The organism is Alicyclobacillus mali NBRC 102425 (genome assembly GCF_001570745.1).
In the GTDB taxonomy this organism is placed as follows: Bacteria; Bacillota; Bacilli; order Alicyclobacillales; family Alicyclobacillaceae; genus Alicyclobacillus; species Alicyclobacillus mali.
This window is the reverse complement of record NZ_BCSG01000029.1, coordinates 1-23,097: the sequence shown is the minus strand read 5'-3', so window position 1 is coordinate 23,097 and position 23,097 is coordinate 1. Positions and strand designations below refer to the sequence as shown.

The following is a 23,097-nucleotide window of genomic DNA, read 5'->3' as shown; positions in this document are numbered from 1 at the left end:
TGGGATGCGGGTCAAACCTTATCCCCGAGGGGGCGATGCCTATGACGGGGTGGTCCCAGGGGGCGGGCCATCGGGCGCGCGTGAAGTCTTCGCTGGTGGAGGCTCGAGGGGCGATGACCCTTGGGTTGTACGGCAGGGCGAAGCGAGCCATTGCGCGCGCCATCGCGCTTGGCTGGCGCACGAGTTCCGCGTACAGAGATCTCGCCGTGGCGTGCGCCGCGGAGGGCGAGTGGGACCATGCGCGACGAGCGATGGCCCTCGGCTGGAGCTTTGCCCGCTCGGCGCAAGATGCGTTTACTTTGCTTCGCGTCTCGGGCGAGATTGCGTTTCGCCGCGGTGACTATCCTGGCGCGGTCACAGCATGGCAGCAGGCGCTTGCCCTGCGGCCCGAGTGGGACCGCGGCTGGTATCGTCTGGGGTTGGCGTCTGCGTATAGCGGGGCCTACCGAACTGCAGAAATGGCGTTTCGAACGTGCGCACGAGGCGGCAAAGGTGACGACTGGGTGCTCCCCGCGGTGTGCGCCTATCTCGCAAGCATGCCCCGTGTCGCGGCGAGCCACCTTCATCTGGCTGTTCGGCAAGGCGTATCGACACCTCGACATGCCCGCGCCTTGGGAGCGCTCGCCGTTGCGCTCGGCGAGCAGCAGTTGGCGCTGAACTGGGCGCAAGAGTGCGCGTCAGACGCGAGGTTTGCCCCCATCGAGCACGAAGTACGGGCTCTGCTCGCGTGGTTGGAGGGTGACATGGCTGCCTCTGCATGCCTCGCGAAGAAGGCGGTGATGGCCGGCGGGCAACACCATGCGCTCGTCTACTTGGCGATGGAAGCCGGAAATAGAGGCGCAGGGTTCCATGGGCATCATGGTCAGGCGTCGAGTACAATGGATGCGCAGGAACATCGGACAAACCGTGGGCGGGAGTGCGACGCGAGTGGAATGGATCATCGTGGATTTGGAGACGACGGGGCTTGACCCTGAGCGCGGCGAAATTCTGGAGATCGGCGCGCTCAGGGTGTGCGATCACGACATCGTCGATACGTTTCACACGCTTGTGACGCCCGAGCGCCCAATTCCGGATGAAATCTCGCGGCTGACCGGCCTTTCCGCTTCGGCTCTCGCGGGCGCGCCGCTCGAGCGCGAGGCGCTGATGCGCTTCGCGGCATTTGTTGGAGATACACCGATGGCAGGGCACAACTGGGCGTTCGAGCGCAGTTTTTTGCGCCATCGCGCCGCGCAATATCATCTGCCACTCGAGCCAGGCGACGGGCTTTGCACGTTGACCCTCGCCCGCATCTTGGCACCTCGGCTGATGAGTCATCGCCTTGAATATCTGGCCCGTCGTCTGCGCTTGCGCGCTGAAGTGAGCCACCGGGCACTCGCCGACGCACACACGACTCACCAACTGCTCACCCGCTTGGAAGAAAAGGCACGGCGACTGCCCGAGGGCGTCATCGAGTTGCTGGCGGGGCTCGCAGGCTTGTACTCCCCGCTCACCGCGGCTTGGTTTGAAGAGGTTTTGCGGCGGCACCAAGGACACCACGGACCAGAGCTCGAAGAGCGGCAGGGCCTTTACTACACAAAGCCGAACATGCCATTGAGGCCCGAGGAGCGCTCGACTTCCATGCCCAATCGCGCCCAACTCGACGAGATCGCCAGCAAGGCCAGAGAGGTGCTTGCGCCCGGCGGTCCGCTGGCGGCGTCGATGCCTGGCTTTGAAGCTCGTCCGGGACAGTTGGCCATGGTCGACGCCGTGGCAGAGGCGCTCGCGGAGGGCAAGCACGCCATGGTGGAGGCTGGGACGGGGACGGGCAAGTCGCTTGCATATCTGGTCCCCGCCGCGCTTCTGGCGATGAAGACGGGCGATCCCGTCGTCGTGAGCACCCACACGCTCTCCCTGCAGGACCAGATTGCTGAGCGCGACTTTCCGCTTCTCCGTCGCATCTTCGGTGAGGACCTGCGTCTCGTGGTCCAAAAGGGCCGCAATAATTACGTCTGTCTGCGAAAGGTGCGCAGCGAAGCGCGCCTTTCCACGATGGCTACGCCTGTGGACGAGATCCAGGGCGTGATGGCGCTTTTGGTCTGGCTTACCGAGACGCCGGACGGGACGCGGGAGACGCTGTCGAAGTCGTCGGTGGGCGTGGGGCTCTGGGCGCGCGTCCGCAGCGAGAGCGAATCGTGCATCAATCGGCGCTGCCCGTTTTTCCAGCCGTGCTACTACTTTCGGACCAAACAGGCAGCCCAGGCTGCGCATCTTATCGTGACCAACCACTCGCTCGTCATGTCAGATCTGGCCTCAGATCACCGCGTATTGCCCAAATATGAGCATTTGGTCGTGGACGAGGCGCATCACCTCGAGGAGCAGGCCACCAGTCACCTCGGTTTCGAAGTCCAAAGCGGCGGCATGGCCGCTTTGGCGCACCGACTTGTGCGAGATCGCGGCCGGGCGGGTGTGCTGGCCGACGTCATGCGCATGTTGGAGGAACTGCACATCGAGGGTTCCACGCTCGATCTGCTGGAAGAGGCAAAGGAATGGGTGGGGACTGTCAGCGCAGATGTGGACGCAGCATTCCAGGCCCTCGCTGCGCAGGTCCCAACGGGCCAGTCGGAGTTTCGCCTTGACGCGTCGTGGCGGCAGAGCGCCTCGTTTCAGGCGTACAGGGAGGCGCTGGACAAGACGCAGGCGGGCGTGAAACGGCTGCACGATTTGCGCGCTCGGCTGGTGGAGCTCGTGAAGTCGCTTCCGTCGGATGATCACGTCGGGCGCGTCGTCGACGCCGCAGGCTTTCTGGGATCGTGGCTCGACGGGATCGCGCGCATGCAGGAGGTGTTGGACGAGAGCCCGGACGACGTGACCTGGGTGGAGGTGCAGGCGGGCGGCTCGCGCACGCGCGTGAGTGTGCATCGGGCGCCTGTGGACGTGGCTCGCGTCCTCAAGCAGCACCTCTTCGATCCGCTGCGCTCGGTCATTCTGACCTCGGCCACGCTCGCCGTGAACGGGGCGTTCGACTTCGCCATTCGGAAGCTCGGGCTTGACGAACACGCGCGCGAAGACCGCGTCATTGCGCGGACTGTCCCGTCTCCCTTCGCAATGGAGAGACAGGCGCGCCTGTTTGTTCCGAACGATGTCCCGGACATTGCGGCGGCGCCGCCGGAGGAAGCTGCGGCGTGGCTCACCGCATCTATCTCCAGCCTTGCCGAGGTGTCGAATGGCCGGATGCTCGTGCTGTTCACGAGCCACGCGCTTTTGCGCGAGACGGCGCGCCTTGCACGTTCAGTCCTCGCCGAACGAGGCCTGAACCTGCTTGCGCAGGACTTGGATGGGAGTCGAGCGGCGCTGCTCGAGGCGTTTCGGGCGCACCCTGAGAGCGTGATGTTTGGGGCGCAAACGTTCTGGGAAGGCATTGATCTGCCGGGCGATCAGCTGACAGCTCTCGTGATCGTGCGATTGCCGTTCGCTCCGCCGACTCATCCGGTGACGGCCGCTCGCTTGGAACGCCTGGAGGCAAGCGGGCAGAACGCATTTCGCGCGCTCAGCCTGCCCGAGGCGGTCGTGCGCTTTCGTCAGGGTGTCGGCCGCCTGATTCGAACACAGCAGGACCGCGGCGTGATCGTCGTATTTGACAAGCGCATTGTGACGCAGCGATATGGATCGATGTTCTGGAAGTCTATCCCTGGCCTTCGGCCTCGCGCTGTGCCGGAGCGCGATCTCGTCGCTGAGGTGCGGAAGTTTTTACAAAGCACGCCTTCCTCTTCCGAGCATGGGGTGCGCGCTTCGCTCTCACCCTAATCGCGTAGCGAGGGGGCGATGAGTGGTATGCATGCGATGTGGCGAGGATCAGTGAGCTTCGGGCTCGTGAACATTCCTGTGCGGCTGTATAAGGCGACGGAGACGGGCGGGATTCATTTTCGGCAGTTGCACAGAGACTGTCGGACCCCCATCACGTACAAGAAGTTCTGCCCGCGGTGCCAGGTGGAAGTGGGGCAGGACGAGATCGTGCGCGGGTTTGAATACGCGAAGGGCGAGTTTGTCGTGGTGGAGGACGAGGAACTGACGGCGTTTCAGGGACGCCGGGCCGAGACCATCGATCTCGTCCAATTCGCCGACGCAGGCGAGATCGACCCGGTGATGTTTCAGAGCGCGTATTATCTCGCGCCTGAGGCTGGTGGCAAGAAGGCGTATCGGCTGTTGTGGAAGGCGCTTCAGGCGTCGGGCCGCGTAGGGGTTGCCCGGATGACGCTGAGGAACGCGGAGTCACTCGCGCTCGTGCGGGCGAGTGATGCCGGCGGAGAAGTCTTGGTGGTACACGCACTGGCATGGCCGGAGGACGTCCGCTCCACGGGGGAGCTCCCGTACGTTCGGGAGGCCGTGGACATCGATGCGAACGAACTCGAAGTGGCGGAGACGCTCATCCGGCAATTGACCAAGCCGTTTGTGCCAAACGATTATCGAGACGAGAGTCGAGTGCGATTGGAGGCGTGGATAGCCGAGCGGCGCGGAGAGGGAGGGACGGAGAAGCCTGGCGTGCAAGCAACGGGAGAGGTCGTGGATCTGATGGAGGCGCTGAAAAAGAGCGTGCAGCTTGCGAAACAGGCCGAAACATCGCAGCCGAGGAAACGGAGGCAGCGAAAGACGTCTTGAAGCTGCTACGGGTCTGCCTGCGAAAAACTGCACAACATAGGGGTAACCGGATGATCCAACCATCCAAGGAGCACGGGGTGGCGAAAGGTCAGGTGTGGTGTCCATTCGGAGAAGCGGACCTTCACGGCGACCGCGGGCCGTGCAAATCGGCACATTTTCTGAACTTTCGGTGGGCGGGCGAACGGGTGAGCCGATGTCTCCTCGGCAAGGACCCGTTCGACGAGCTGTTGCCATTCCCGATGCGAAAGGCGACCGGCCCCAACGTTGCCGACATGAAACAGCCGTGCTCTCTCATCAAACAGGCCAAGGACCAGCGCATTTGGGGTGCCCTCGCGGTACATGACGCCGCCAACGGCCGCGACGGCGTTTCGCTCATGTTTCACTTTGACCCAGCGCCCGTCCTTGCGGCCAGGGGCGTAGGTCGAATTCATCCGTTTGCAAACAATGCCCTCGAGTCCAATTTGCCTCGTGGCTGTGAAGAGGGCTTCGCTGTCCGCTTCGCCTTCCACCGCCAAGACGTGTGGAACGCCCGCAAGGTGCTTGGTCAGCCACTCGAGCCGCTTCGCCAATGGCCACTCTCCCACCCACGTTCCACCTATTTGCACGACGTCAAACACGGCATACCACACGGGGATTTCGTGCGCAAGCTTTGGAATGATGCTCAAATGGCCAGCTTGATCCCTGCGAAGAACTCGGTAAAAGTCAGGTCTGCCTCCTGAAAACGCGATGACCTCGCCGTCAAATGCGCAGCCCTGAAAAGGGGCGAGTGAAGATGCAATCTCGGGAAACCGCTCCGTCCTCGGTCTTCCATGCCGATTCCAGAGGTGCACCCCGTCTTTGGATACGTCGGCCACGGCGCGTACCCCGTCCCACTTGACCTGTGCAATCCACCCGTCGCCCGCGGGTACCTCGGCGCTTGAAATGGGTTCGAACGGCCGAAAGAATGCCACGCTTGGCCCCTCCTTGATGACAACAGATGCCGCTGCGCAAGCTAGTCGTGAGGTGACATGAATGAAGCGTCCCGCGGCGAAGCTCACGCATGGTGACAAGGTCTACTTTCCGGCTCCAGGCCTGTCCAAACGCGACTACCTCACCTATCTTGCCCAAATCGGCGAACACTTGGTCCGGCACCTTCGCAATCGGCCCATCACGTTGGTTCGATGCCCCGGCGGGGTGATGGGCCGACGATTCTATCAGCGCCATCTTCCGCCACACGCTCCGACGAGCCTGCCGCGCCGATTTCGTGAAGAGGGTGAACGCCCACTCATTTCCATATCCGACGTCGATACGCTCCTGTACTACGGAAACTTGGGTGCCGTCGAGTTTCATGCCGGCCTGCACCTTCTTGAGGGCCCTCAAGCCGGGTGTCCCACCGCGCTGACGTTCGATCTCGATCCTTCCGACCCGGGCGACTTCGAGCGCGTGCGCGAACTTGCACTACGACTGCGAGACGTGCTTCGTGGGCTCGAGCTCGACGGCCTCCCCAAGACCACGGGCGCATCTGGCCTGCAAGTGTTCGTCCCGCTGGCGCATCCACTCCCATATGCCGTGACGCGGCCGGTCGTGAGCTTTATCGCGGCTTACTGTGCATCGCGTTGGCCGAACCTCGCCACCACCGAACGGCTCGTTCGCCATCGCGGTCGCCGCGTATACGTGGACGCACCTCAGCACGGGCCAACGCGCACGCTGATCGCGGCCTACAGCGCGCGCGCTGTCGAGAACGCACTGGTGTCCGTTCCCGTCACCTGGTCCGAACTCGAGGCAGGCGTGAGGCCAGACCATTTTCCACTGCATGCGGTGCCCGACCGATTGGCCCGGATGGGCGACTTGATGGCCATCGCCGCACGCCACCCGTCGTCGCGCGTGCAGGCGATTCACGATACGCTTCCCCCGCGTTGGCGACAAACACGCGTCCGTCCAGTATAATCGAGGACAAGACCCGAAGAGTGGAGGAAGTCGTCATGCGTTACGGCATCATCGGCGGCACAGGCGTCTATCAGCCCGGAGATCTGCCTGGGGCCACGCGCGAACGAGTACATACCCCGTACGGGGAGGTCGAAGTGACACTCGGAACCTACGAAGGCAAGGAGGTGGCGTTCCTCCCTCGCCATGGAAGTGGCCACAGCGTGCCCCCGCACCGCGTAAATTATCGGGCCAACATTTGGGCCTTGAAGCAACTCGGCGTCGAAACGGTTTTGGCGACAGCGGCCGTTGGCTCGCTCAACCGCCTGTTTCGCCCCGGCGATCTCGTCGTGATTGACGACGTGATCGACTGGACCAAGGGACGTCCTTCCACGTTTTTCGAGCAGGGACCAGTTGTGCACATCGACTTTTCCGACCCTTATTGCGCGCGCGTGCGGAAAGGCCTGGTCGAGACGGCGCGCGATCTCGGCCTTCGCGTGCATCACGGCGGCGTTTACGTCTGCGCGGAAGGGCCCAGGTTCGAGTCGAAGGCTGAAATCGCGTTGTTCGCGCGCCTCGGCGGCGACTTGGTGGGCATGACCAGCATGCCGGAGGCCGCGCTGGCAAAGGAAGCTGAACTGTGCTACGCGACGGTGTGCATGGTCACCAACTGGGCGGCTGGCATGGCGGCGAAGCCGCTGTCCCACGAGGAGGTCCTCGAGGCGATGCGGGAGAACGTGGCGGACATCCGGCGCCTGTTTTTCGCGTATATCGCGCGCGATAAGGCTGTGCGGGATTGTGCATGCGGTTCGGCGGTGGGCGGCCAGGTGCCGCTTGTGGGGGAGAGCGAAGCGTGAGGGCTATCCGATATCAGCCGGATAGGCTGGAGTTGCTCGACCAAACGAGGCTCCCTCATGAGACGGTCTGGTTGACATGCCGCACGGCTGAGGACGTGTATCATGCCATTCGGTCGATGCAGGTGAGAGGGGCGCCGGCCATCGGCGCCGCGGCCGCATTCGGCCTTGCGCTCGAGGCCAGGCGGCTCGAGCCGACTGATGCGCGATCCCGGCTGCCAGAAGTTGCGGCGTGGATGAAGACCGCTCGCCCGACTGCTGTCAACCTGATGCAGGCCGTCGACGAGGTGATGGCGGCGCTCGAGGAGGCGCCGCCGGGATGGGAGGCGGATGCGCTGTACCAGCGCGCCGTCGCCATCGCGGAGCGCGACATCGAGACGAATCGCCGCATCGGCGAGATCGGCGCGCAATGGATCGCCAAGCACGGGGGGCGCGTGTTGACGCACTGCAACACGGGTTCGCTCGCGACCGTGGAATACGGAACTGCTCTCGGCATCCTTCGGGCCATGCATGAAGCGGGGACGCTGGAACACGTGTACGTGGACGAGACGCGTCCGTACCTGCAGGGTGCGCGCCTCACGGCGTACGAACTGCAGGAAGAGGGCATGCCATTCGACATCATCACGGATTCCACCGCTGGATTTGCCATGAAGCTCGGCTGGATCGACGCCGTGATCGTCGGCGCGGACCGAATCGCTCGAAACGGAGATACGGCGAACAAAATCGGCACCTATTCTCTCGCGGTCCTGGCCTCGCATCACGGGATTCCGTTCTACGTGGCGGCGCCGACGACAACCATCGATCTGTCGACACCCTCCGGCGATGACATTCCGATTGAAGAACGAAGTGCAACTGAGGTCACGCATTGGATGGGGAGGCCCATTGCGCCCGAAGGCGCTTCGGCGAGACACCTGGCGTTTGATGTCACGCCGCATCACCTCATCACGGCCATCGTCACGGAGCGCGGCGTTGCGGTGCCACCGTTTGAAGTGTCGCTGATACGGTTGTGTGGCACGCGTTGACGAAGACGAATTCGGAAGGATGAAGGCGAATGGCACATGAACGATCCGTCACCGTACTCGAGGTGGGCGGTGCCGTCGTGGATCGACACACGTTCTATGCGGGTCCCGCGTACTTCGTGATCGAAGGGAGCCACATCGTCCGGCATGGGGAGGGCGATTATGAACCGGAGCCCGGCGAAGTGGTGGTGCGGAGGTGGCGCAAGCGGGACAGAATCGCCATTCCGGGCCTCGTGAATGCACACGGCCACGCGGCGATGACGCTGCTTCGCGGCGTGGGAGACGACCTGCCGCTCATGACGTGGCTTACCGAGCGAATTTTCCCCATTGAGGCGCGTCTCACGGCCGAGTGCGTATACTGGGGCACACAGCTCGCGTGCTGGGAGATGCTCTTGTCGGGTACCACTGCCTATGCCGACATGTACATGATGATGGATCACGCCGCGGAAGCGGCGGCGGAGTCGGGCATGCGGGCGCTTTTGTCCATCGGCCTTGCCGCGACGGAGGCGGATGTGCAGGCCGAAAAGCTCGAGGCAAGCCGCGCGTTTGTGCAGGCATGGCATGGGAAGGGGGACGGTCGGATTCAGGTGGCGCTTGGACCGCACGCGCCGTATACCTGTCCGGAACCGTTCTTAACGCAAGTCGCCGATCTCGCCGCTGAGCTTGGCGTCGGCATCCAGATCCACCTGAGCGAGACCCGAGGTGAGGTGGATCAATTTCTCTCCCAGGAGGGACTCACGCCGATTGGATTGGCGGAGCGGGCCGGCCTGTTGAACCTGCCCACGCTCGCCGCGCACTGCGTGCACGCCACGCAGAACGACATTGAAATCTTGCGCACCCACGACGTCCGCGTGGCCCACAATCCACAGAGCAACCTGAAGCTGGGTTCTGGCATCATGCCGCTCCCCGACATGCTCGATCGCGGCGTCACGGTGGGCCTTGGCACCGATGGCGCGGCGAGCAACAACAACTTGGATATGTTCGAAGAAATGCGCCTCGCGGCGACGCTGCACAAGGGCGTGCGCGAGGACGCGACGACCGTCGATGCCGCCACCGCGTTCGCGCTCGCCACGGAACTCGGTGCTCGCGCCATCTTCCTGCCGGAAAACCACGGCACGCTGCGTCCCGGCGCGCCTTGTGACATGGTCTTGCTGGACGCGCACTCGCCGCATTTCACGCCGTCCCACGATCTGCTGTCAGATCTGGTATACGCGGCGGGAGCCGACGACGTCCTTGACGTGATAGTTGCGGGCGAGTGGGTTCTGCAAAACCGTGAACCCACGGCGCTCGATGCGGAGCGCATCCGCTTCGAGGCACGGCGCCTCAAGGACCTGCTGACGCGCGGCTAATCGCGTTCCATTTGCACGTCGGCTTCGGATTCCAAACGTGTCTCCGCGTCCAACATGTCGGCGAGCGCGATATCCATGTACGCCTCAAACACGAAGCGGCGGACGTCTTCACGCGACGATGCGCGGTTGGTCCAATGGAGAAGCGCCTCTTCACGTTCAGTCATATGCCCACCTCCCGGTATCGTACTTCTAAGTATGAGCGGCGCGCCGCGGTCGTATGAGGCGTGAGGTGATGAGAGAGGAGAACGTCGTCATGCGCATTTTGATCTGCAACGACGATAGCATCCAGGCCGCGGGCTTGTTCGCATTGGTGGAAGTCGCATCTAGCTTTGGAGACGTGGTCGTGGCGGCCCCGGACAGGCAGCGCAGCGCTTCGAGTCACGGCATCAGTCTGCACCGCACGATTCGGGTCGAACGGCGCGAGGTTCCGGGGGCGGCCGATGCGTTCGCGTTGTCTGGAACGCCTGTGGACTGTTGCAAATGGGCGCTCGCCGTTCTGCACGCCGAGCGTCCGTTCGATCTCGTGCTGTCAGGCATCAATGCCGGAGCGAATCTCGCGACGGACGTGCTGTATTCCGGGACCGTCGCCATTGCGGGCGAGGCGGCTCTACAGGGCGTGAAGGCCCTCGCCCTGTCCCACGTTGGACCGCCGTTTGACTTCGCCGCCGCGCAGGCAGCTTCTCGGCTGCTCATCGAACTCGCCATCGATCTCGCTCTACCGGCCGACACCTTCCTCAGTGCCAATATTCCCTTTGTTGGCCAGAAAATCTGGACTCGGGCGGACATCGTGTGGTGTGACCTGGGTGTGCGCAGGTACCACGACATTTTTTCGCGCGAACTCGACGTGGAAGGGCACGAGGTGTATCGTTATGGTGGAGATATCATCGACGAGGTCGGCGAAGGTCTCTTGGACATCGGCGTGGTGCGGTCAGGGAAGATTAGCTTAACGCCTTTGCGATATCACTTCACGAACGACCAGTTCTTGCGAGACATGATATCTAGCTGATGACGGCGGGTGGAATGGTTTGGATCCTAAGTGGAGCGTCTACGCGACGATGGTGTGTTCCAACTCCGAAGATCTGTATCGAGTCATCGACTTCTTGAATCGAAACCTCAAAGACAAGGACGTCATCTTCGGGATGGCCAAGTCTGAACAGCACCCCGACAAAGTTCAAATTACCATCTACCGGACGGATGAAGCATGACGAAACGAAGGGCCTTGTGGATGTTGGTGCCGATCGCGGTGGCCGTGATCGGCATCGGCGTTCTCACCTACTTTTGGAACTTGCTGAGCCCCTACTGGGCTGCCGAAGAAAAGGCGGCGGCCTACGTTTTGGACCACACGCCGCTCGACCGGTTGAAGTCGTACAGCGTGTTTACCGCGGCAGGGGTCGAGGACGTGTTTCAGGGGCAGGACGGGTTTGGTCGTACTTGGTATGCCTTCTATGTGCCGTCCATGGGTAGGGCATTCACGTTGCCTTCGAGCGCTGTATTGTCCGACGCTGCGGTGAAAAGGCTCGCCGCTGCGCGCGGACTCGTTGTGCAGTCCATTTCGCTCGGCTACGTCGCGAGCAATCCAAGTGCTCCGACTTGGGCGAAATCGGGGACCGCCGTGTATGAGGTCATGGGTCGCTCGCAGGGGCACCTGACCTTTTTGTATTTCGATGCGACGACTGGACGACTTTTGTGGCAGTACTCGCTCGTGCGTTCTTGAACAGCTGGAAGCGCGGGAAACAAGTGCGGCTGAACACATGTTCGACAGCATGCTATACTGGTCTCAAGAGCCGCACAGACCAGCGATAGAAGGGGGCGAGGTCTTTGTCTCGCATCCGCATTGTGCCGATTTTCGTGACGGCACTCCTGATGCTCGCGCTTCTCATCGGCGGCTGGCAGGCCTATCAACACTATAACTTGCTGAACCCGCTCAAACAAAGCCTGCAGTCGGTCGCCGGTGTGGAAAAGGTCGATATCACGACGGGAAGCCCGGATGTGGTGGTCATTCAACTGGGGCCCTTTCAAACGCTGAAAGACGGAGATCTCCAGATGACGTACGACGCCATATCCGACGAGATAGAGCACAAACTGGGCACGAACGTCAGTGTTCGCATTGGCGATGCGCACGAGGGGCCCTTGACGCAGCTTTTCGAAGGCGCCTTTGAGCTCTATATCCAACAGGGCATTGCCAAAGAGGACTACACGCAAATGGCGTCCGACGTAGCGCGCTTGGCGAAGTCGAACCACGTGGCCTATCGGTTGACGATGGACAATTCGTTCATCTACCTCCAGTTGCAAAAAGGCCCTTACTATTTGTATCGCGTGATTCCTTACGCGTCGCGCGCGGGAGGTGCGACGGCATGACCATGCGCGAATGGCTCATCGGAACCGGGATTGCTGTGCTAGCATTCTTGGGCATGCTACACGTGATTCAGATCATCCCGGTCCTCTTCCTCGCCGGGTTGGGAGCGATGTTGTGGGTGGTCTTGGATAGGCGGAACGCTCAGTCTCCGGCAGGCCGAGATGTGGCGGTGCGTCCCAACCTGTCGTTTGACGAGATTGGGGGACAGGAGTCCGCCAAGCGGGAACTGATGGAGGCGCTTGACTTTTTGCGATATCGCGACCGCATCGCGGAGCTCGGCATTCGACCCATCAAAGGCATCCTGCTCACTGGACCTCCCGGAACTGGCAAGACCTTGATGGCGAAAGCTGCTGCAACCTACACGGACTCCGTGTTCCTGTCCGCCTCCGGCTCCGAATTTGTCGAGATGTACGTGGGCGTGGGGGCGAGCCGCGTGCGCGACCTGTTTCGTCGAGCCCGGGCGCTGGCGAAGCGAGAAAACAAAGACAGCGCCATCATCTTCCTGGACGAGATCGACGTCGTGGGTGGGCGACGCGGTCAGCACAGCCATCAGGAATATGACCAGACGCTCAATCAACTTCTGACTGAGATGGACGGAATGAACACGTCGCAACACCCGTTCGTACTCGTGATGGCCGCCACCAATCGCCCTGATATGCTCGATCCGGCGTTGCTCAGACCGGGTCGGTTTGATCGGCAGATTCGGGTCGACCTGCCGGACAAAGAGGGGCGTCTGCATATCCTTCGAATCCAGACGAAAAACAAACCCCTCGCACCAGACGTGGACCTCGAGCACATCGCCCGAGAAACCTTTGGGTTTTCCGGCGCGCAACTTGAAGCTGTCGTCAACGAAGCGGCCATCATGGCGCTCCGCAAAGGCGAGTCGGTGATTCGTCAGGAGATGTTTCGGGATGCCGTCGATAAGGTCCTGATGGGTGAAAAGACAGGCCGACGTCCGACCGACGAGGAGCTCGAGCGCGTGGCGGTCCATGAAATTGGACACGCTATCGTGACCGAGCTTCGGAGGCCTGGAGCAGTGTCTCACATCACGATTGCGCCTCGAGGCCGCGCACTCGGTTTTGTCCGGCAAATTCCAGACGACGACCAGTATCTCTATACGAAAGAGCAGTTGGAACAGCAGATTGATATCGCCCTGGCCGGATGTCTGGCCGAGGAACTCCAGTACGGCAACCGGAGCACGGGCGCTCAGAATGATTTTCAGCAGGCGTCTCAGTTGGCGCGGACCATGGTGAGGTGCGGGTTGTCGAGGCTCGGCATCGTGGATGAAGAGCACCTGCCGGAGCGGCTTCTCGAGCGGGAAGTGCGCTTCATCCTGGCCGAGCGCGAGCGGGCGACGAGAGAGGTTTTGCGCCCGTATCATGGCGAGATCGCTCGACTGGCGGAACAAGTCGTGCGCGAAGAAAGCGTGGATGGGGCAGAATTCCGCCGGTGGCTGGACGGGCTCGCGCAGGCCGAGCTCGCGTCTGCCATGACGACCGCTGGTGAGTGAGATCTCGTTGTCTGCGCAGGGGAAGCCAAGCCCCTGCGCGTTTTTGCTATAATCGGTGCGTATCGCGTTTGGTACGTATATGGGGGGAGACGGCGTGGCTGAATGGTCCACGGTTCGCCAACTCGCCGACCACGTCGGTCAGGACGTGCGGCTGCGGGGATGGCTCTACAACAAGCGTTCAAGCGGCAAAATTCACTTCCTTCAGGTGCGCGACGGCACAGGCTTGGTTCAGTGCGTCGTGGTGAAGGCAAATGTAGCGGAGGATACGTTTGCGGCAAGCGACGCGCTGACGCAGGAATCTTCCTTGGTGGTGGAGGGAACGGTGCGTCAGGATGCGCGTGCCCCGGGCGGTTACGAAATCGACGTGCGGCGCATTGAGCCTGTCCACCTGGCGCACGAGTATCCCATCGCGTTGAAGGAGCACGGGATCGACTTCCTTCTCGACCATCGCCATCTATGGATCCGCGTGCCGCGGCAGCGGGCGATTCTCCGCATTCGCGCCGAGATCGAGCGCGCCATCCAGGCCTTTTTGGACAACAACGGGTTTACGCGCGTGGACGCGCCCATCCTGACGCCGGCCTCATGCGAGGACACGACCGAGCTGTTTGAGACGCGCTACTTCGACGACACGGCATATTTGACGCAGAGCGGCCAGTTGTACATGGAGGCCGCGGCCATGGCGCTCGGGAAAGTGTACTGCTTTGGCCCGTGTTTCCGGGCAGAAAAATCCAAGACGAGGCGCCATCTCATTGAGTTTTGGATGGTGGAGCCTGAGATGGCCTTTGTCGAGCACGAGGAGAACTTGCGCGTGCAGGAGGCGCTGGTCGAGCACGTGGTGCACTCGGTGATCGACCGCTGCGCACCCGAGCTTGAGCTGCTGGGCCGAGACATTGCGCGGCTGGAGCGGGTCCGCGCTCCCTTTGCTCGCCTCTCGTATGACGACGCGATTGGCTGGTTGCGCCATCATGGATTCGACATCGCCTGGGGAGACGACTTCGGCGCACCGCACGAGACGGCGCTTGCGGAGCAGTTCGATACTCCGGTGTTCATTGAGCGGTATCCCACGAAGCTCAAGGCGTTCTACATGCAGCCGGACCCGGATCGCCCAGAGGTGGTGTTGTGCGCCGACATGTTGGCGCCGGAAGGCTACGGCGAAATCATCGGGGGCAGCCAGCGCATTCATGACTACGAACTTCTGAAAGCCCGTTTCGAGGAACATCGGCTGCCGGAGGAGACCTACGGCTGGTATCTCGATTTGCGGCGCTATGGTTCTGTGCCGCACTCCGGGTTCGGCCTCGGCCTGGAAAGGACTATCGCATGGATCTGTGGGCTCGATCACGTCCGAGAAGCGACTCTGTTTCCTCGCATGCTCTATCGAATGGCGCCATGAGCGCACGGGGAGGCGAGCGAATGGAACCTTCGGGCCGGCAAGGCGGCAACAGTGACTATCTCAGCGCTCCATTCGTCGCCGTGCCGCGCGAACTGTTGCGTCGATTCGCTCAGCTCGGCCTGCATCCGCACGAGCTCGTTGTGCTCCTGCAGATCCTCGCGAGCGGACAGACCGAGGGGACGACAGAACTGTCTCCGCATGAGCTCGGCGAGCGCTGCGGCATGTCGAGCAAGGAGGTCATGGCATGTGTGGAGCGCCTCGTGACGGAGGGGTTCCTCGCCATCGGCGAGCGGTACGACGATCAAGGGGCGCACGTGACCTATTTCGATCTTCAGCCGCTGTGGGACAAGTTGAAGGGGCGCCAGAGGACGATCCAGCCTCAGCCTTCCGGGCAGGACCTCGTCAGCCTGTTCGAGGAAGAGTTTGGTCGCCCGCTTTCGTCCCTGGAGTGTGATCAGCTCAGGGCTTGGCTCGGCGAACACGGCTATCCCGAGTGGCTCGTGGTGGAAGCGTTGAAGGAAAGCGTGCTCGCCAACAAATACAGCTTTCGCTACATCGATCGCGTCCTCTACACGTGGCAAAAGAACAATGTTCGCTCGAGGCAGGACCTCGAACAGTATCGGGTGCAATACCGAGAACGCCAGAGTCAGGTGCGCGGAGACGCACAGGCAGGGCCGACGAAGCCGAGATCGCGGCCCTCGCCTCCGCGCACAGGTGCCCGAGAATCCGCCCGCGACGAGCGATACGCGAGCTTTTATGAACTTTTTCCCGATTGACGATTGAGACCCTTCGACGGAGGAGCGCGCGGCTCGGGGTACCGGCCGCGCCGCTTTACGCCTTGTCGTATGACCGCAGAAGCTGACTGCGTTCCGCGTGCCGCTCGAGCGCCAACTCAATGAGCCGGTCAAGCAGCTTATCATAGGCCAAGCCAGAGGCCTCCCAGAGTTTCGGATACATGCTGAAACGCGTGAAACCAGGCATCGTGTTGATCTCGTTGACCAGCACGCGGCCGGTTCCTCGCTCCAGGAAAAAGTCCACCCGGGCGAGTCCCGCGCAGTCGATGGCCTGGAAAGCCCGGATGGCGTACGATTCCACGGCCTTTCGCTCTTCAGGCGAGAGGTCTGCGGGGATGCGCAGTTCCGCACCGCCATCTTTGTATTTCGCTTCGTAATCGTAAAATTCGTGCTTTGGAACGATCTCGCCAGCCACCGATGCAATCGGAGCGTCATTGCCGAGGACGCCAATTTCAATTTCGCGGGCGTCAATGGCCTCTTCGACGATCACGCGCCGGTCATAGGACAGAGCGAGGCGCACGGCTTCGATCAGTTCGCGCTGGTTTCGCGCTTTGGAGATTCCGACGCTTGAACCGAGATTGGCTGGCTTGACAAAACACGGGTACCCGAGTTGTTCCTCAATCTCTCGCACAATCCGCCCTTCATCCTGTGACCAGGAAGCGCGTGTGAATCCCACCCAACGCGCCTGCGGGATGCCGACCGCCGAAAACAACTGTTTCATCGCGACTTTATCCATGCCCAAGGCCGATGCAAGCACGCCAGCTCCCACGTAGGGGACACCCGCCATCTCCAGCAGGCCCTGAATGGTGCCGTCTTCGCCGAAGGTCCCGTGGAGCACCGGAAAGACAACGTCGACTTCGTTCACGAGCGCCGGAGGCAACCAATCGGGCGAGCGCTTGGCTTCGACGGGAGACAACCCTTGAATTTGTGAGTTGATGAACCGTTTCGCGGAAGAAGGTGTGCTCTCGGCGCTTTTGCTCGGCAATGCGGCAGGTTGCTTCGCCTCGAGCGCCTTCCACGCGCCTTTGCCGACGTGCCAACGCCCGTCCTTCGAAATCCCAATCGGTATCGTGGTATAGTGGAGAGGATCAAGCGCATCCATCACCGACCTGGCTGACTGGAGAGACACTTCGTGTTCGCCGGATTTTCCACCAAAGATGACGCCGATCCTCAGCTTTCGAGTGGACACAGACACACATCTCCTTTTCAAAAACGTGCGTAGAGGGGAAAGGACCCATATGACACCCATGTCGTTTGCGAACTTCGTGCGCGCGGTGGGCGGCATCCCCCTGGTGGACGAAGCCCCTGACGTCACCGTCACGGGCGTGGCCATTGATCATCGACACGTTCAGCCGGGCCACGCGTTCGTCGCGTTTGTGGGGCAGCGCGCCGACGGACATCAGTTTGTCGATGAAGCGTTTCGCCGCGGAGCCAGTGTAGCCGTCGTCACCAACGACGTCAAGACGGCGCTTGGGCCGTGCGTTCGGGTACACAACGCCCTGGAGGCCGTGCAGGCTCTCGCCCGATGGGAGCGCGACCAATTTGACGGTCCCGTGGTGGGAATCACCGGGTCGAACGGCAAGACGACCACCAAGGAGATGGTTGCGGCCGTCCTCGGCGCTCTGGGGCCCTGCGTGTACACCGCGGCGAATCAAAACAACGAATTGGGCTTACCCCTCACCATTCTACAGCGGGATGCCTCGCATCGTGCCATGGTTCTTGAGATGGGGATGCGAGGTTTGGGACAAATTGAGGAGCTATGCTCCATCGCGCACCCGAACATCGGCGTCATCACCCACATCGGCTACAACCACATCGAATTGCTGGGAAGCCAAGAGAACATCGCCATGGCGAAGACCGAACTTATCGCAAGCTTGCCGACAAGCGGGCTAGCGATTCTCAATGGAGATGATCCCTGGCTTCGGCGGCTGCAGCATCGAACGGCCGCGCGGATCCTGTGGTATGGGATGAGCGACGGGTGTGACATCCGCGCGACGTCGGTAGCGTGGTCGCAGGAAGGCATGTCGTTCCACGTCGACACTCCACAGGGATCCGCGGCGCTGCGCATTCGCCTCTTGGGCCAGCACAATGTCATGAACGCACTCGCCGCTGTCTCGGTCGGGCATGCGCTCGGAATCTCTTTCGAAGACATTCAGGCGGGCCTGAGCCGCGTGGAAGCGCAGCGAGGCCGCCTGCGCCTGGTGAACGCTGGCGAACTGACGGTGATCGACGACGCATACAACGCAAGTCCTTCTTCCGTCGCTGCGAGTCTGGAGGTCCTGGAGCGCATCGCCCCGCGCGGACACCGAGTGGCGGTGCTCGGCGACATGCTGGAACTCGGTGCGTTGTCGGTTGAGGCCCACCGGGAGGTGGGGCGCCGGGCGGCCACGGCCGGCGTGGATCGCCTGTTCTGCGTGGGTCAACTGGCTTCAGAGATAGCAAGTACCGCCGAAGAGGCGGGTGTGCCAGACGTGCGCCACTTCAGTCACTTGGATGAGCTCCTGGCCTCACTTCGGTCTTATCTCCAAGCGGGCGATGTGGTGCTCGTCAAAGCTTCCCGTGGCATTCAACTGGATCGAGCCGTGGACGTCCTCGCGGGCGGGTGATCCGATGGATCCCCGCCTCGCCGCCGAGCCGTTACGAGATTTTTACGCTGATTTGCCTAGCTTCGTCAGTATTTTCGAGTAAAATAAAACTATCGCACCTTCGTAAATCGCACCGCGGGATCTCATCTGTCGCAACGGAAACTCGGCTAGGCGGCGAAAGGGGAATGCCACGTGGTCACCTGTCCGATCTGCAACGAACTGTTGCAGGAACTGACGTCCGTGCATTGCATGACGCGCCACGGCATGACGAAGGCGAGCGTGATCGAGAAATACGGCAAGCCAAAGCGGTTATTTCTCACGTTCGCTTCCAATCATGCCATTCAAACGCCGACCATTAGTCCGCGGGACTTTTTGAATTCACAGCTGTTGACCGATCGGCTTTTATCGAAATCGCGTAAGTTTCACCTATAGATGCAATTCGTGACAGAGCGAAATGGGAATGCGAGGCGGGAGCGGCCGATTCAAGGCGCGACCGCCTCTTGTTTGTCCGAGTCGAATCGTGGCAACAAATATATAGGGGATTTGCGCGCAAGATACAGCCTTTATGCAGGACGGGTATGATATACTGCAGGCGTCAGAGAAGGGAGGAGGCGCAGCGAATGCGTTCGCCGTCTTTTTGGAAGCGATTCTTCGCCTTTACGGCCGCGTCCGCGATGCTCGTCGTGCCCTTCCGATTTCTGACCGTGAATGCGATTGTCCGCGCGCCTGTATCGAAGCCGACGGCGTCGGCATCTGAGAACTCCGACGTCACGGACGGCATCTACGACGGCGTGTTGATGAAGATGACGGATATGTCCTACATCAATTGGGCGAGCGAAGTGGGCGCATCATTCGGACAATTGGAGCGGGAAGCCATGGTTCACCGTGGTCCGCAGGCCCTCCTTGCAGAAATTGATCGCGTGGACAGTATGGATTGGCATGTGCCGTACGCGCAGGCCGTCAAGGAGTTCTTTTCCGATTTGCAAGGGTGGCGAGTCCTCGCCGTGGACAACCAGGAGGCGGAGGCAGGCTTTTACGCTGTCGCGTACCAGAAGGGAAGCGACGTCGTCATCTCCTACCGGGGCACCACCAACAACGTGATGGACCTGGTCGCGGATGCGGGCATTTATCTGAGCGTACCCAACATGATCGACCAATTGGGACCCGCGAAATCGTTTTTCGAACGGGCGTGCACCCAGGCATCGGCGAATGTTCATGGGGCATCGATTCACGCGGTTCTAACGGGCCATTCGATGGGAGGATGGCTCGCGCAGTCCGTGTATCTCGACGAGCGAAACGCCCCTGGTCCGTGGGTCATCTCTGGCGTGGTCGTATTTAACTCCATCGGCACAGGCTTTCAGTCCATCACGTCTCCATCCGTGCTCGTGAAGGATTACCATTTCGACGGAGACGTGTTCAGCCGATATGGATCGTCGCTGGGCAGCGTCATCGACGTTCCGAATCCGAATCCGGATGCGTCCGTCTATGACAAACATCAGATGTACGAGTTTTACCATTACTTTTATCCGTATGCCGACGGCGTCGAGTCGACCGCCGTCGGCTCCGGACGGGCATGAGAATGTCCTTCATCCGATAGGCGTGCCGTTCGGCACCGGCACATCCGGTTTCAGAAGCACAACATCTCCTTCTTCGGGCAATGCCCCCAGAACGAGCACCTCGGACGAGAAGCCGGCGATGCGACGCGGTGGAAAGTTTGTGACCGCTACGACTTGTCGTCCAACGAGCTGTTCCGGCGTGTATCGCCGCGTGATCTGCGCACTGGAGGAACGCACTCCAAGATCCGCTCCAAAATCAATCCACAGTTTGATGGCCGGTTTCCGCGCCTCAGGAAACGGTTCCGCTCGAACGACCGTCCCAATACGTATGTCGAGTTTTTGAAAGTCGTCCATCTGTGCCATTTCTGCACCCCTCCAGCGAATGTTGACCGTTGCAATCAAGTTTCGTGTTAGGTTAGACTAACGATAGAAAAGAGATTGGGCAAACTCCGTCTATCCCATATCCTACCCGCGGCCAGATGGTGTTTGCAACGAGAGGAATGGACCTGATGGGACAAACGGACGTGATGCAGGCGGAGGCGCCTCGGACAGCGCGAGGCGTTTGGTGGCGGCTTCTGTCGACGGTGGGGCCAGGTGTCATTGTGATGCTGGCCAACACCGACGCGGGGTGCATTATCACGGCAGCGCAATCCGGGGCGGTCTGGGGTTATGCGATGGTGTTGCCTCAACTGGTCCTCATTCCGATTGTCTATTTGGTACAGGAAATCACAGTGCGCCTTGGCCTCGTGACAGGTCAGGGCCATGGACAATTAATCCGCCGTCACTTTGGCCGTGGATGGGCGTGGCTGTCCGTTTCCACACTGTTCTTGTCAGCCATCGGAGCACTGGTGACGGAATTTGCCGGCATCGCTGGCGTGGGAGCGTTGTTTGGCATCTCGCCGTACTACACGGTTTCGATAGCGACGATTCTCTTGATTGCCTTGGCCCTGACGGGGAGCTACAAGCGCGTGGAGCGGATCGGGATCGCCATGGGGTTGTTTGAACTCGCCCTGGTGCCAGGTGCGCTGCTTGCGCATCCGTCGTGGCATCAGCTTGTGCAGGGGCTCGCCACGGTACCGCTCAATCATCCGAGCTACGTGTACTTGCTTGCGGCAAATGTCGGCGCGGTCATCATGCCCTGGATGATCTTCTACCAGCAGTCGGCGGTGGTGGATCGCAAGCTCACCTTGCGCGACCTTCGATTTGCCCGCTGGGACACCTTCCTCGGGTCCATTCTGACGCAAGTGATCATGATCGCGGTGGTGATCATGATTGCGGCGACCGTGGGTCGCACGCGGCCCAACGCGCCGCTCGAGACGGTGGGAGATATCGCGCAGGGCCTGACGCCGTTTCTCGGTGCAGCCGCCGCCAAGGTCATCTTTGGCCTTGGGATGCTCGGTGCGAGCTTCGTAGCGGCCCTTGTCGTGTCACTCGCGGGCGCGTGGGGCATCGGCGAAGTCACGGGCATTCGCCATAGCCTGAACACCCGTTGGAAGGACGCGAAGGCGTTCTACACCGTGTACAGCTTGGCACACATCGGCGGGGCGCTCCTCGTGTTCAGCGGCCTGAATCTCATCACGCTCTCGGTCGACACCGAGGTCATGAACTCGCTCCTGCTGCCCATCGTCCTCGGTTTCCTGCTGCTGCTGGAGCGCCGCGCACTTCCGCCCGAGTATCGAATGCGCGGGGCGTACCGGTGGGTGGTGACTGGGCTCTCTTTCATCGTAATGGCGTTTGGCGTATATATGGGCCTGCAGATCGTCGTCTGACGGCGCAGGCCCTTCGCCCATTTGGCGTGGATTATACAATCGCGCCTTGCCGCTGCAACTCTTCGCGCACAGCCGCGGACGATGGCGCTTCACCGTACGACGCCTGAAGCGCGGCGGCGACGCCAGCAGCATGACCCGTGGCGAGTGCGGTTCCCATGACGCGCGCCGACGCGAAGGCCGTCGGATCGCAGTCGATCACGCGACCAGCGCACCAAAGATTGGCGCGATCGCGCGCCTTCAACGACCGGAGTGGGATCTCGTAGTACGCGCGATCCAGGATGTGTTGATAGCGCGGCGGTTCGCCTGGCTGGTGCACCTCGACGGGCCACCCGCCTCGCGCGATGGCGTCCGGAAACGTGGCCGCGTTCAGGACTTCTTCCCCTGAAAGCCGATACTCTCCATCAATGTGGCGCGTCTCGCGAACGCCGATGCTGGGCCCGGTTGCTACGAGGTACGCGTCTTTGAAACCTGGAACATGTTGGCGGAACGCTTCGAGGTACGCCCACGCCTGCTGCCGCGCCGACATCTCAGCCTGTGTGAGGCTGGCGCTATCCAGCCCGTTGACTGCCTCGTCTGCGAAAAGTGCGAGCACGTGTTGCGATCCCGGCAGCCGCACCACCATGCCTCGGTCCTTGGTGAGCACGGTGTCTCCCTGCCGTTTGGCCTGCCACACGGCGGCCGTGAACTGGTGACGGTGAAGCTGCACCTCCGGGGATACGCCGCCGAACTGCATCACCAACGTTCCCGCCTGCACGCGGCCTTCTTCGTCGCCGTAGCGGACGCCGTTGCCGCTCATGAAGGCGAGATCCGCCTCGCCGCTCGCGTCGACGAACGAGGCGGCTTCGATGGAGAACACGCCGCCGTGATGGAAACAGTGAATGGCCCGGATGCGCTCGCGCTCCACATCACAGCCGATGACCGTCGTGTGCAGTCTCGCATCGACGCCGGCTTGGAGGATCAGTTGATCGAGGGCAAACTTGGTTCCCTCTGCGTCCAGCGGAACAATCACATTGCCTGAACCCGGGTTTCGGAGTGGGCCATAGTACCTTCCGATCTCGTCCAGCTTCTCAAGCAGCCGCTGGCCCACGCCGCCGACGACGGCCTCGAGCGGCTCCCGCTGCGCGAATAAACCGCAGATGGTCAGGACGGAGGCATGCGTCGCCGCCCCGCCAAAATACGGATTGCGCTCCACGATGAGCGTCTTTGCTCCAACGTTTGCCGCCCCTACCGCAGCGGCCACGCCAGCGCTCCCGCCGCCGACCACCACCACGTCATATCGCAACGTCTGTTGACTCACATTTCAACCTCCCGGACCTGGCCACAGCGCATGTCTATCATACAACATCGGCAGAGCCGCGAATATGGGAGATTCGGTCGT

The 23,097-nt window shown here is 61.6% G+C and carries 22 protein-coding genes; 17 read left to right on the top strand and 5 right to left on the bottom strand.

Annotation, left to right across the window (positions count from 1 at the left end; translation table 11 throughout):
* The first annotated feature begins 41 nt into the window (after positions 1 to 41).
* The 3 genes from AMA01_RS10345 to ku are packed head-to-tail and all read left to right on the top strand — an operon-like array spanning position 42 to position 4,635.
* Positions 42 to 968 carry a tetratricopeptide repeat protein gene (locus AMA01_RS10345; RefSeq protein WP_067850674.1) on the top strand — a complete coding sequence of 309 codons (927 nt, stop codon included), beginning with the start codon at positions 42 to 44 and terminating at the stop codon, positions 966 to 968.
* Positions 928 to 3,783 (top strand): helicase C-terminal domain-containing protein, encoded by a 2,856-nt coding sequence (locus AMA01_RS10340; protein WP_067850672.1) that lies wholly within the window; start codon positions 928 to 930, stop codon positions 3,781 to 3,783. The genes AMA01_RS10345 and AMA01_RS10340 overlap by 41 nt, the downstream gene beginning before the upstream one ends.
* An 18-nt stretch (positions 3,784 to 3,801) precedes the next feature.
* Positions 3,802 to 4,635, top strand: coding sequence for a non-homologous end joining protein Ku (gene ku / locus AMA01_RS10335; protein ID WP_231862917.1), 834 nt, complete (start codon positions 3,802 to 3,804; stop codon positions 4,633 to 4,635).
* Positions 4,636 to 4,640: 5 nt separating this feature from the next.
* Here ku and AMA01_RS10330 read toward each other — a convergent pair whose 3' ends face one another.
* Entirely contained in the window at positions 4,641 to 5,585 is a 945-nt protein-coding gene (locus tag AMA01_RS10330) for an ATP-dependent DNA ligase (RefSeq protein ID WP_067850668.1), read from the bottom strand.
* Between the two features lie 61 nt (positions 5,586 to 5,646).
* Here AMA01_RS10330 and ligD point away from each other — a divergent pair, with 61 nt between their 5' ends.
* From ligD to AMA01_RS10310, 4 genes are read left to right on the top strand one after another with little or no spacing between them, the layout of a single operon-like run.
* Positions 5,647 to 6,561 carry a non-homologous end-joining DNA ligase gene (ligD, locus tag AMA01_RS10325; RefSeq protein ID WP_067850666.1) on the top strand — a complete coding sequence of 305 codons (915 nt, stop codon included), beginning with the start codon at positions 5,647 to 5,649 and terminating at the stop codon, positions 6,559 to 6,561.
* 35 nt (positions 6,562 to 6,596) lie between these two features.
* Entirely contained in the window at positions 6,597 to 7,394 is a 798-nt protein-coding gene (gene mtnP / locus AMA01_RS10320) for an S-methyl-5'-thioadenosine phosphorylase (RefSeq protein ID WP_067850664.1), read from the top strand.
* Entirely contained in the window at positions 7,391 to 8,413 is a 1,023-nt protein-coding gene (gene mtnA, locus AMA01_RS10315) for an S-methyl-5-thioribose-1-phosphate isomerase (protein WP_067850662.1), read from the top strand. The genes mtnP and mtnA overlap by 4 nt, the downstream gene beginning before the upstream one ends.
* Positions 8,414 to 8,442: 29 nt before the next feature.
* Entirely contained in the window at positions 8,443 to 9,759 is a 1,317-nt protein-coding gene (locus AMA01_RS10310) for an amidohydrolase (RefSeq protein WP_067850660.1), read from the top strand.
* On the opposite strand, the gene AMA01_RS13935 is transcribed toward AMA01_RS10310, so the two are convergent.
* Positions 9,756 to 9,923, bottom strand: a complete 168-nt coding sequence (locus tag AMA01_RS13935) for a hypothetical protein (protein ID WP_195867396.1) — start codon at positions 9,921 to 9,923, stop codon at positions 9,756 to 9,758. The genes AMA01_RS10310 and AMA01_RS13935 overlap by 4 nt on opposite strands.
* A gap of 89 nt (positions 9,924 to 10,012) precedes the next feature.
* Between AMA01_RS13935 and surE the strand changes: the two genes are divergently transcribed.
* From surE to AMA01_RS10275, 7 genes are all read left to right on the top strand, one after another.
* The gene (gene surE / locus AMA01_RS10305) at positions 10,013 to 10,765 is read left to right on the top strand and encodes a 5'/3'-nucleotidase SurE (protein WP_230087905.1); all 753 of its coding nucleotides are present in this window, start codon (positions 10,013 to 10,015) and stop codon (positions 10,763 to 10,765) included.
* Between the two features lie 19 nt (positions 10,766 to 10,784).
* Positions 10,785 to 10,964 (top strand): YpmA family protein, encoded by a 180-nt coding sequence (locus AMA01_RS10300; RefSeq protein WP_067850656.1) that lies wholly within the window; start codon positions 10,785 to 10,787, stop codon positions 10,962 to 10,964.
* Entirely contained in the window at positions 10,961 to 11,473 is a 513-nt protein-coding gene (locus AMA01_RS10295; RefSeq protein WP_067850655.1) for a hypothetical protein, read from the top strand. Before AMA01_RS10300 ends, AMA01_RS10295 begins: the two co-directional genes overlap by 4 nt.
* 104 nt (positions 11,474 to 11,577) lie before the next feature.
* Positions 11,578 to 12,117: a hypothetical protein gene (locus AMA01_RS10290; RefSeq protein WP_067850653.1), complete on the top strand. Its 540-nt coding sequence runs from the start codon at positions 11,578 to 11,580 to the stop codon at positions 12,115 to 12,117.
* On the top strand, positions 12,114 to 13,625 hold the full coding sequence (locus AMA01_RS10285; protein ID WP_067850651.1) for an AAA family ATPase: 1,512 nt from the start codon (positions 12,114 to 12,116) through the stop codon (positions 13,623 to 13,625). Before AMA01_RS10290 ends, AMA01_RS10285 begins: the two co-directional genes overlap by 4 nt.
* A gap of 94 nt (positions 13,626 to 13,719) precedes the next feature.
* Positions 13,720 to 15,015: an asparagine--tRNA ligase gene (gene asnS, locus AMA01_RS10280; RefSeq protein ID WP_067850649.1), complete on the top strand. Its 1,296-nt coding sequence runs from the start codon at positions 13,720 to 13,722 to the stop codon at positions 15,013 to 15,015.
* A 20-nt stretch (positions 15,016 to 15,035) separates the two neighbouring features.
* Complete coding sequence (locus AMA01_RS10275; protein ID WP_067850647.1) at positions 15,036 to 15,791, top strand: DnaD domain-containing protein; 756 nt, start codon at positions 15,036 to 15,038, stop codon at positions 15,789 to 15,791.
* Between the two features lie 55 nt (positions 15,792 to 15,846).
* On the opposite strand, the gene AMA01_RS10270 is transcribed toward AMA01_RS10275, so the two are convergent.
* The gene (locus AMA01_RS10270) at positions 15,847 to 16,998 is read right to left on the bottom strand and encodes a D-alanine--D-alanine ligase (protein WP_156468445.1); all 1,152 of its coding nucleotides are present in this window, start codon (positions 16,996 to 16,998) and stop codon (positions 15,847 to 15,849) included.
* A 49-nt stretch (positions 16,999 to 17,047) separates the two neighbouring features.
* On the opposite strand from AMA01_RS10270, the gene AMA01_RS10265 reads away from it, so the two are divergent.
* Both AMA01_RS10265 and AMA01_RS10255 read left to right on the top strand, forming a co-directional pair.
* Complete coding sequence (locus AMA01_RS10265) at positions 17,048 to 18,415, top strand: UDP-N-acetylmuramoyl-tripeptide--D-alanyl-D-alanine ligase (protein WP_067850643.1); 1,368 nt, start codon at positions 17,048 to 17,050, stop codon at positions 18,413 to 18,415.
* A gap of 599 nt (positions 18,416 to 19,014) precedes the next feature.
* On the top strand, positions 19,015 to 19,971 hold the full coding sequence (locus AMA01_RS10255) for a DUF2974 domain-containing protein (protein ID WP_067850640.1): 957 nt from the start codon (positions 19,015 to 19,017) through the stop codon (positions 19,969 to 19,971).
* Between the two features lie 9 nt (positions 19,972 to 19,980).
* On the opposite strand, the gene csaA is transcribed toward AMA01_RS10255, so the two are convergent.
* Entirely contained in the window at positions 19,981 to 20,313 is a 333-nt protein-coding gene (gene csaA, locus AMA01_RS10250) for a chaperone CsaA (protein WP_067850638.1), read from the bottom strand.
* Positions 20,314 to 20,459: 146 nt separating this feature from the next.
* Between csaA and AMA01_RS10245 the strand changes: the two genes are divergently transcribed.
* Complete coding sequence (locus tag AMA01_RS10245) at positions 20,460 to 21,719, top strand: NRAMP family divalent metal transporter (RefSeq protein WP_067850636.1); 1,260 nt, start codon at positions 20,460 to 20,462, stop codon at positions 21,717 to 21,719.
* Positions 21,720 to 21,750: 31 nt separating this feature from the next.
* Here the strand turns inward: AMA01_RS10245 and AMA01_RS10240 are convergent, their stop codons facing one another.
* Positions 21,751 to 23,016: an FAD-dependent oxidoreductase gene (locus AMA01_RS10240; protein ID WP_067850634.1), complete on the bottom strand. Its 1,266-nt coding sequence runs from the start codon at positions 23,014 to 23,016 to the stop codon at positions 21,751 to 21,753.
* Positions 23,017 to 23,097 lie beyond the last annotated feature (81 nt).

Excerpts from the sequence above, each read along its gene's own strand:
- AMA01_RS10345 (WP_067850674.1), top strand. The coding sequence starts at position 42 with ATGACGGGGTGGTCCCAGGGGGCGGGCCATCGGGCGCGCGTGAAGTCT.
- AMA01_RS10245 (WP_067850636.1), top strand. The coding sequence starts at position 20,460 with ATGGGACAAACGGACGTGATGCAGGCGGAGGCGCCTCGGACAGCGCGA.
- AMA01_RS10275 (WP_067850647.1), top strand. The coding sequence starts at position 15,036 with ATGGAACCTTCGGGCCGGCAAGGCGGCAACAGTGACTATCTCAGCGCT.
- ligD (WP_067850666.1), top strand. The coding sequence starts at position 5,647 with ATGAAGCGTCCCGCGGCGAAGCTCACGCATGGTGACAAGGTCTACTTT.
- AMA01_RS10295 (WP_067850655.1), top strand. The coding sequence starts at position 10,961 with ATGACGAAACGAAGGGCCTTGTGGATGTTGGTGCCGATCGCGGTGGCC.
- AMA01_RS10255 (WP_067850640.1), top strand. The coding sequence starts at position 19,015 with ATGCGTTCGCCGTCTTTTTGGAAGCGATTCTTCGCCTTTACGGCCGCG.
- AMA01_RS13935 (WP_195867396.1), bottom strand. The coding sequence starts at position 9,923 with ATGACTGAACGTGAAGAGGCGCTTCTCCATTGGACCAACCGCGCATCG.
- AMA01_RS10285 (WP_067850651.1), top strand. The coding sequence starts at position 12,114 with ATGACCATGCGCGAATGGCTCATCGGAACCGGGATTGCTGTGCTAGCA.
- mtnP (WP_067850664.1), top strand. The coding sequence starts at position 6,597 with ATGCGTTACGGCATCATCGGCGGCACAGGCGTCTATCAGCCCGGAGAT.
- ku (WP_231862917.1), top strand. The coding sequence starts at position 3,802 with ATGAGTGGTATGCATGCGATGTGGCGAGGATCAGTGAGCTTCGGGCTC.
- AMA01_RS10265 (WP_067850643.1), top strand. The coding sequence starts at position 17,048 with ATGACACCCATGTCGTTTGCGAACTTCGTGCGCGCGGTGGGCGGCATC.
- surE (WP_230087905.1), top strand. The coding sequence starts at position 10,013 with ATGCGCATTTTGATCTGCAACGACGATAGCATCCAGGCCGCGGGCTTG.
- csaA (WP_067850638.1), bottom strand. The coding sequence starts at position 20,313 with ATGGCACAGATGGACGACTTTCAAAAACTCGACATACGTATTGGGACG.
- AMA01_RS10310 (WP_067850660.1), top strand. The coding sequence starts at position 8,443 with ATGGCACATGAACGATCCGTCACCGTACTCGAGGTGGGCGGTGCCGTC.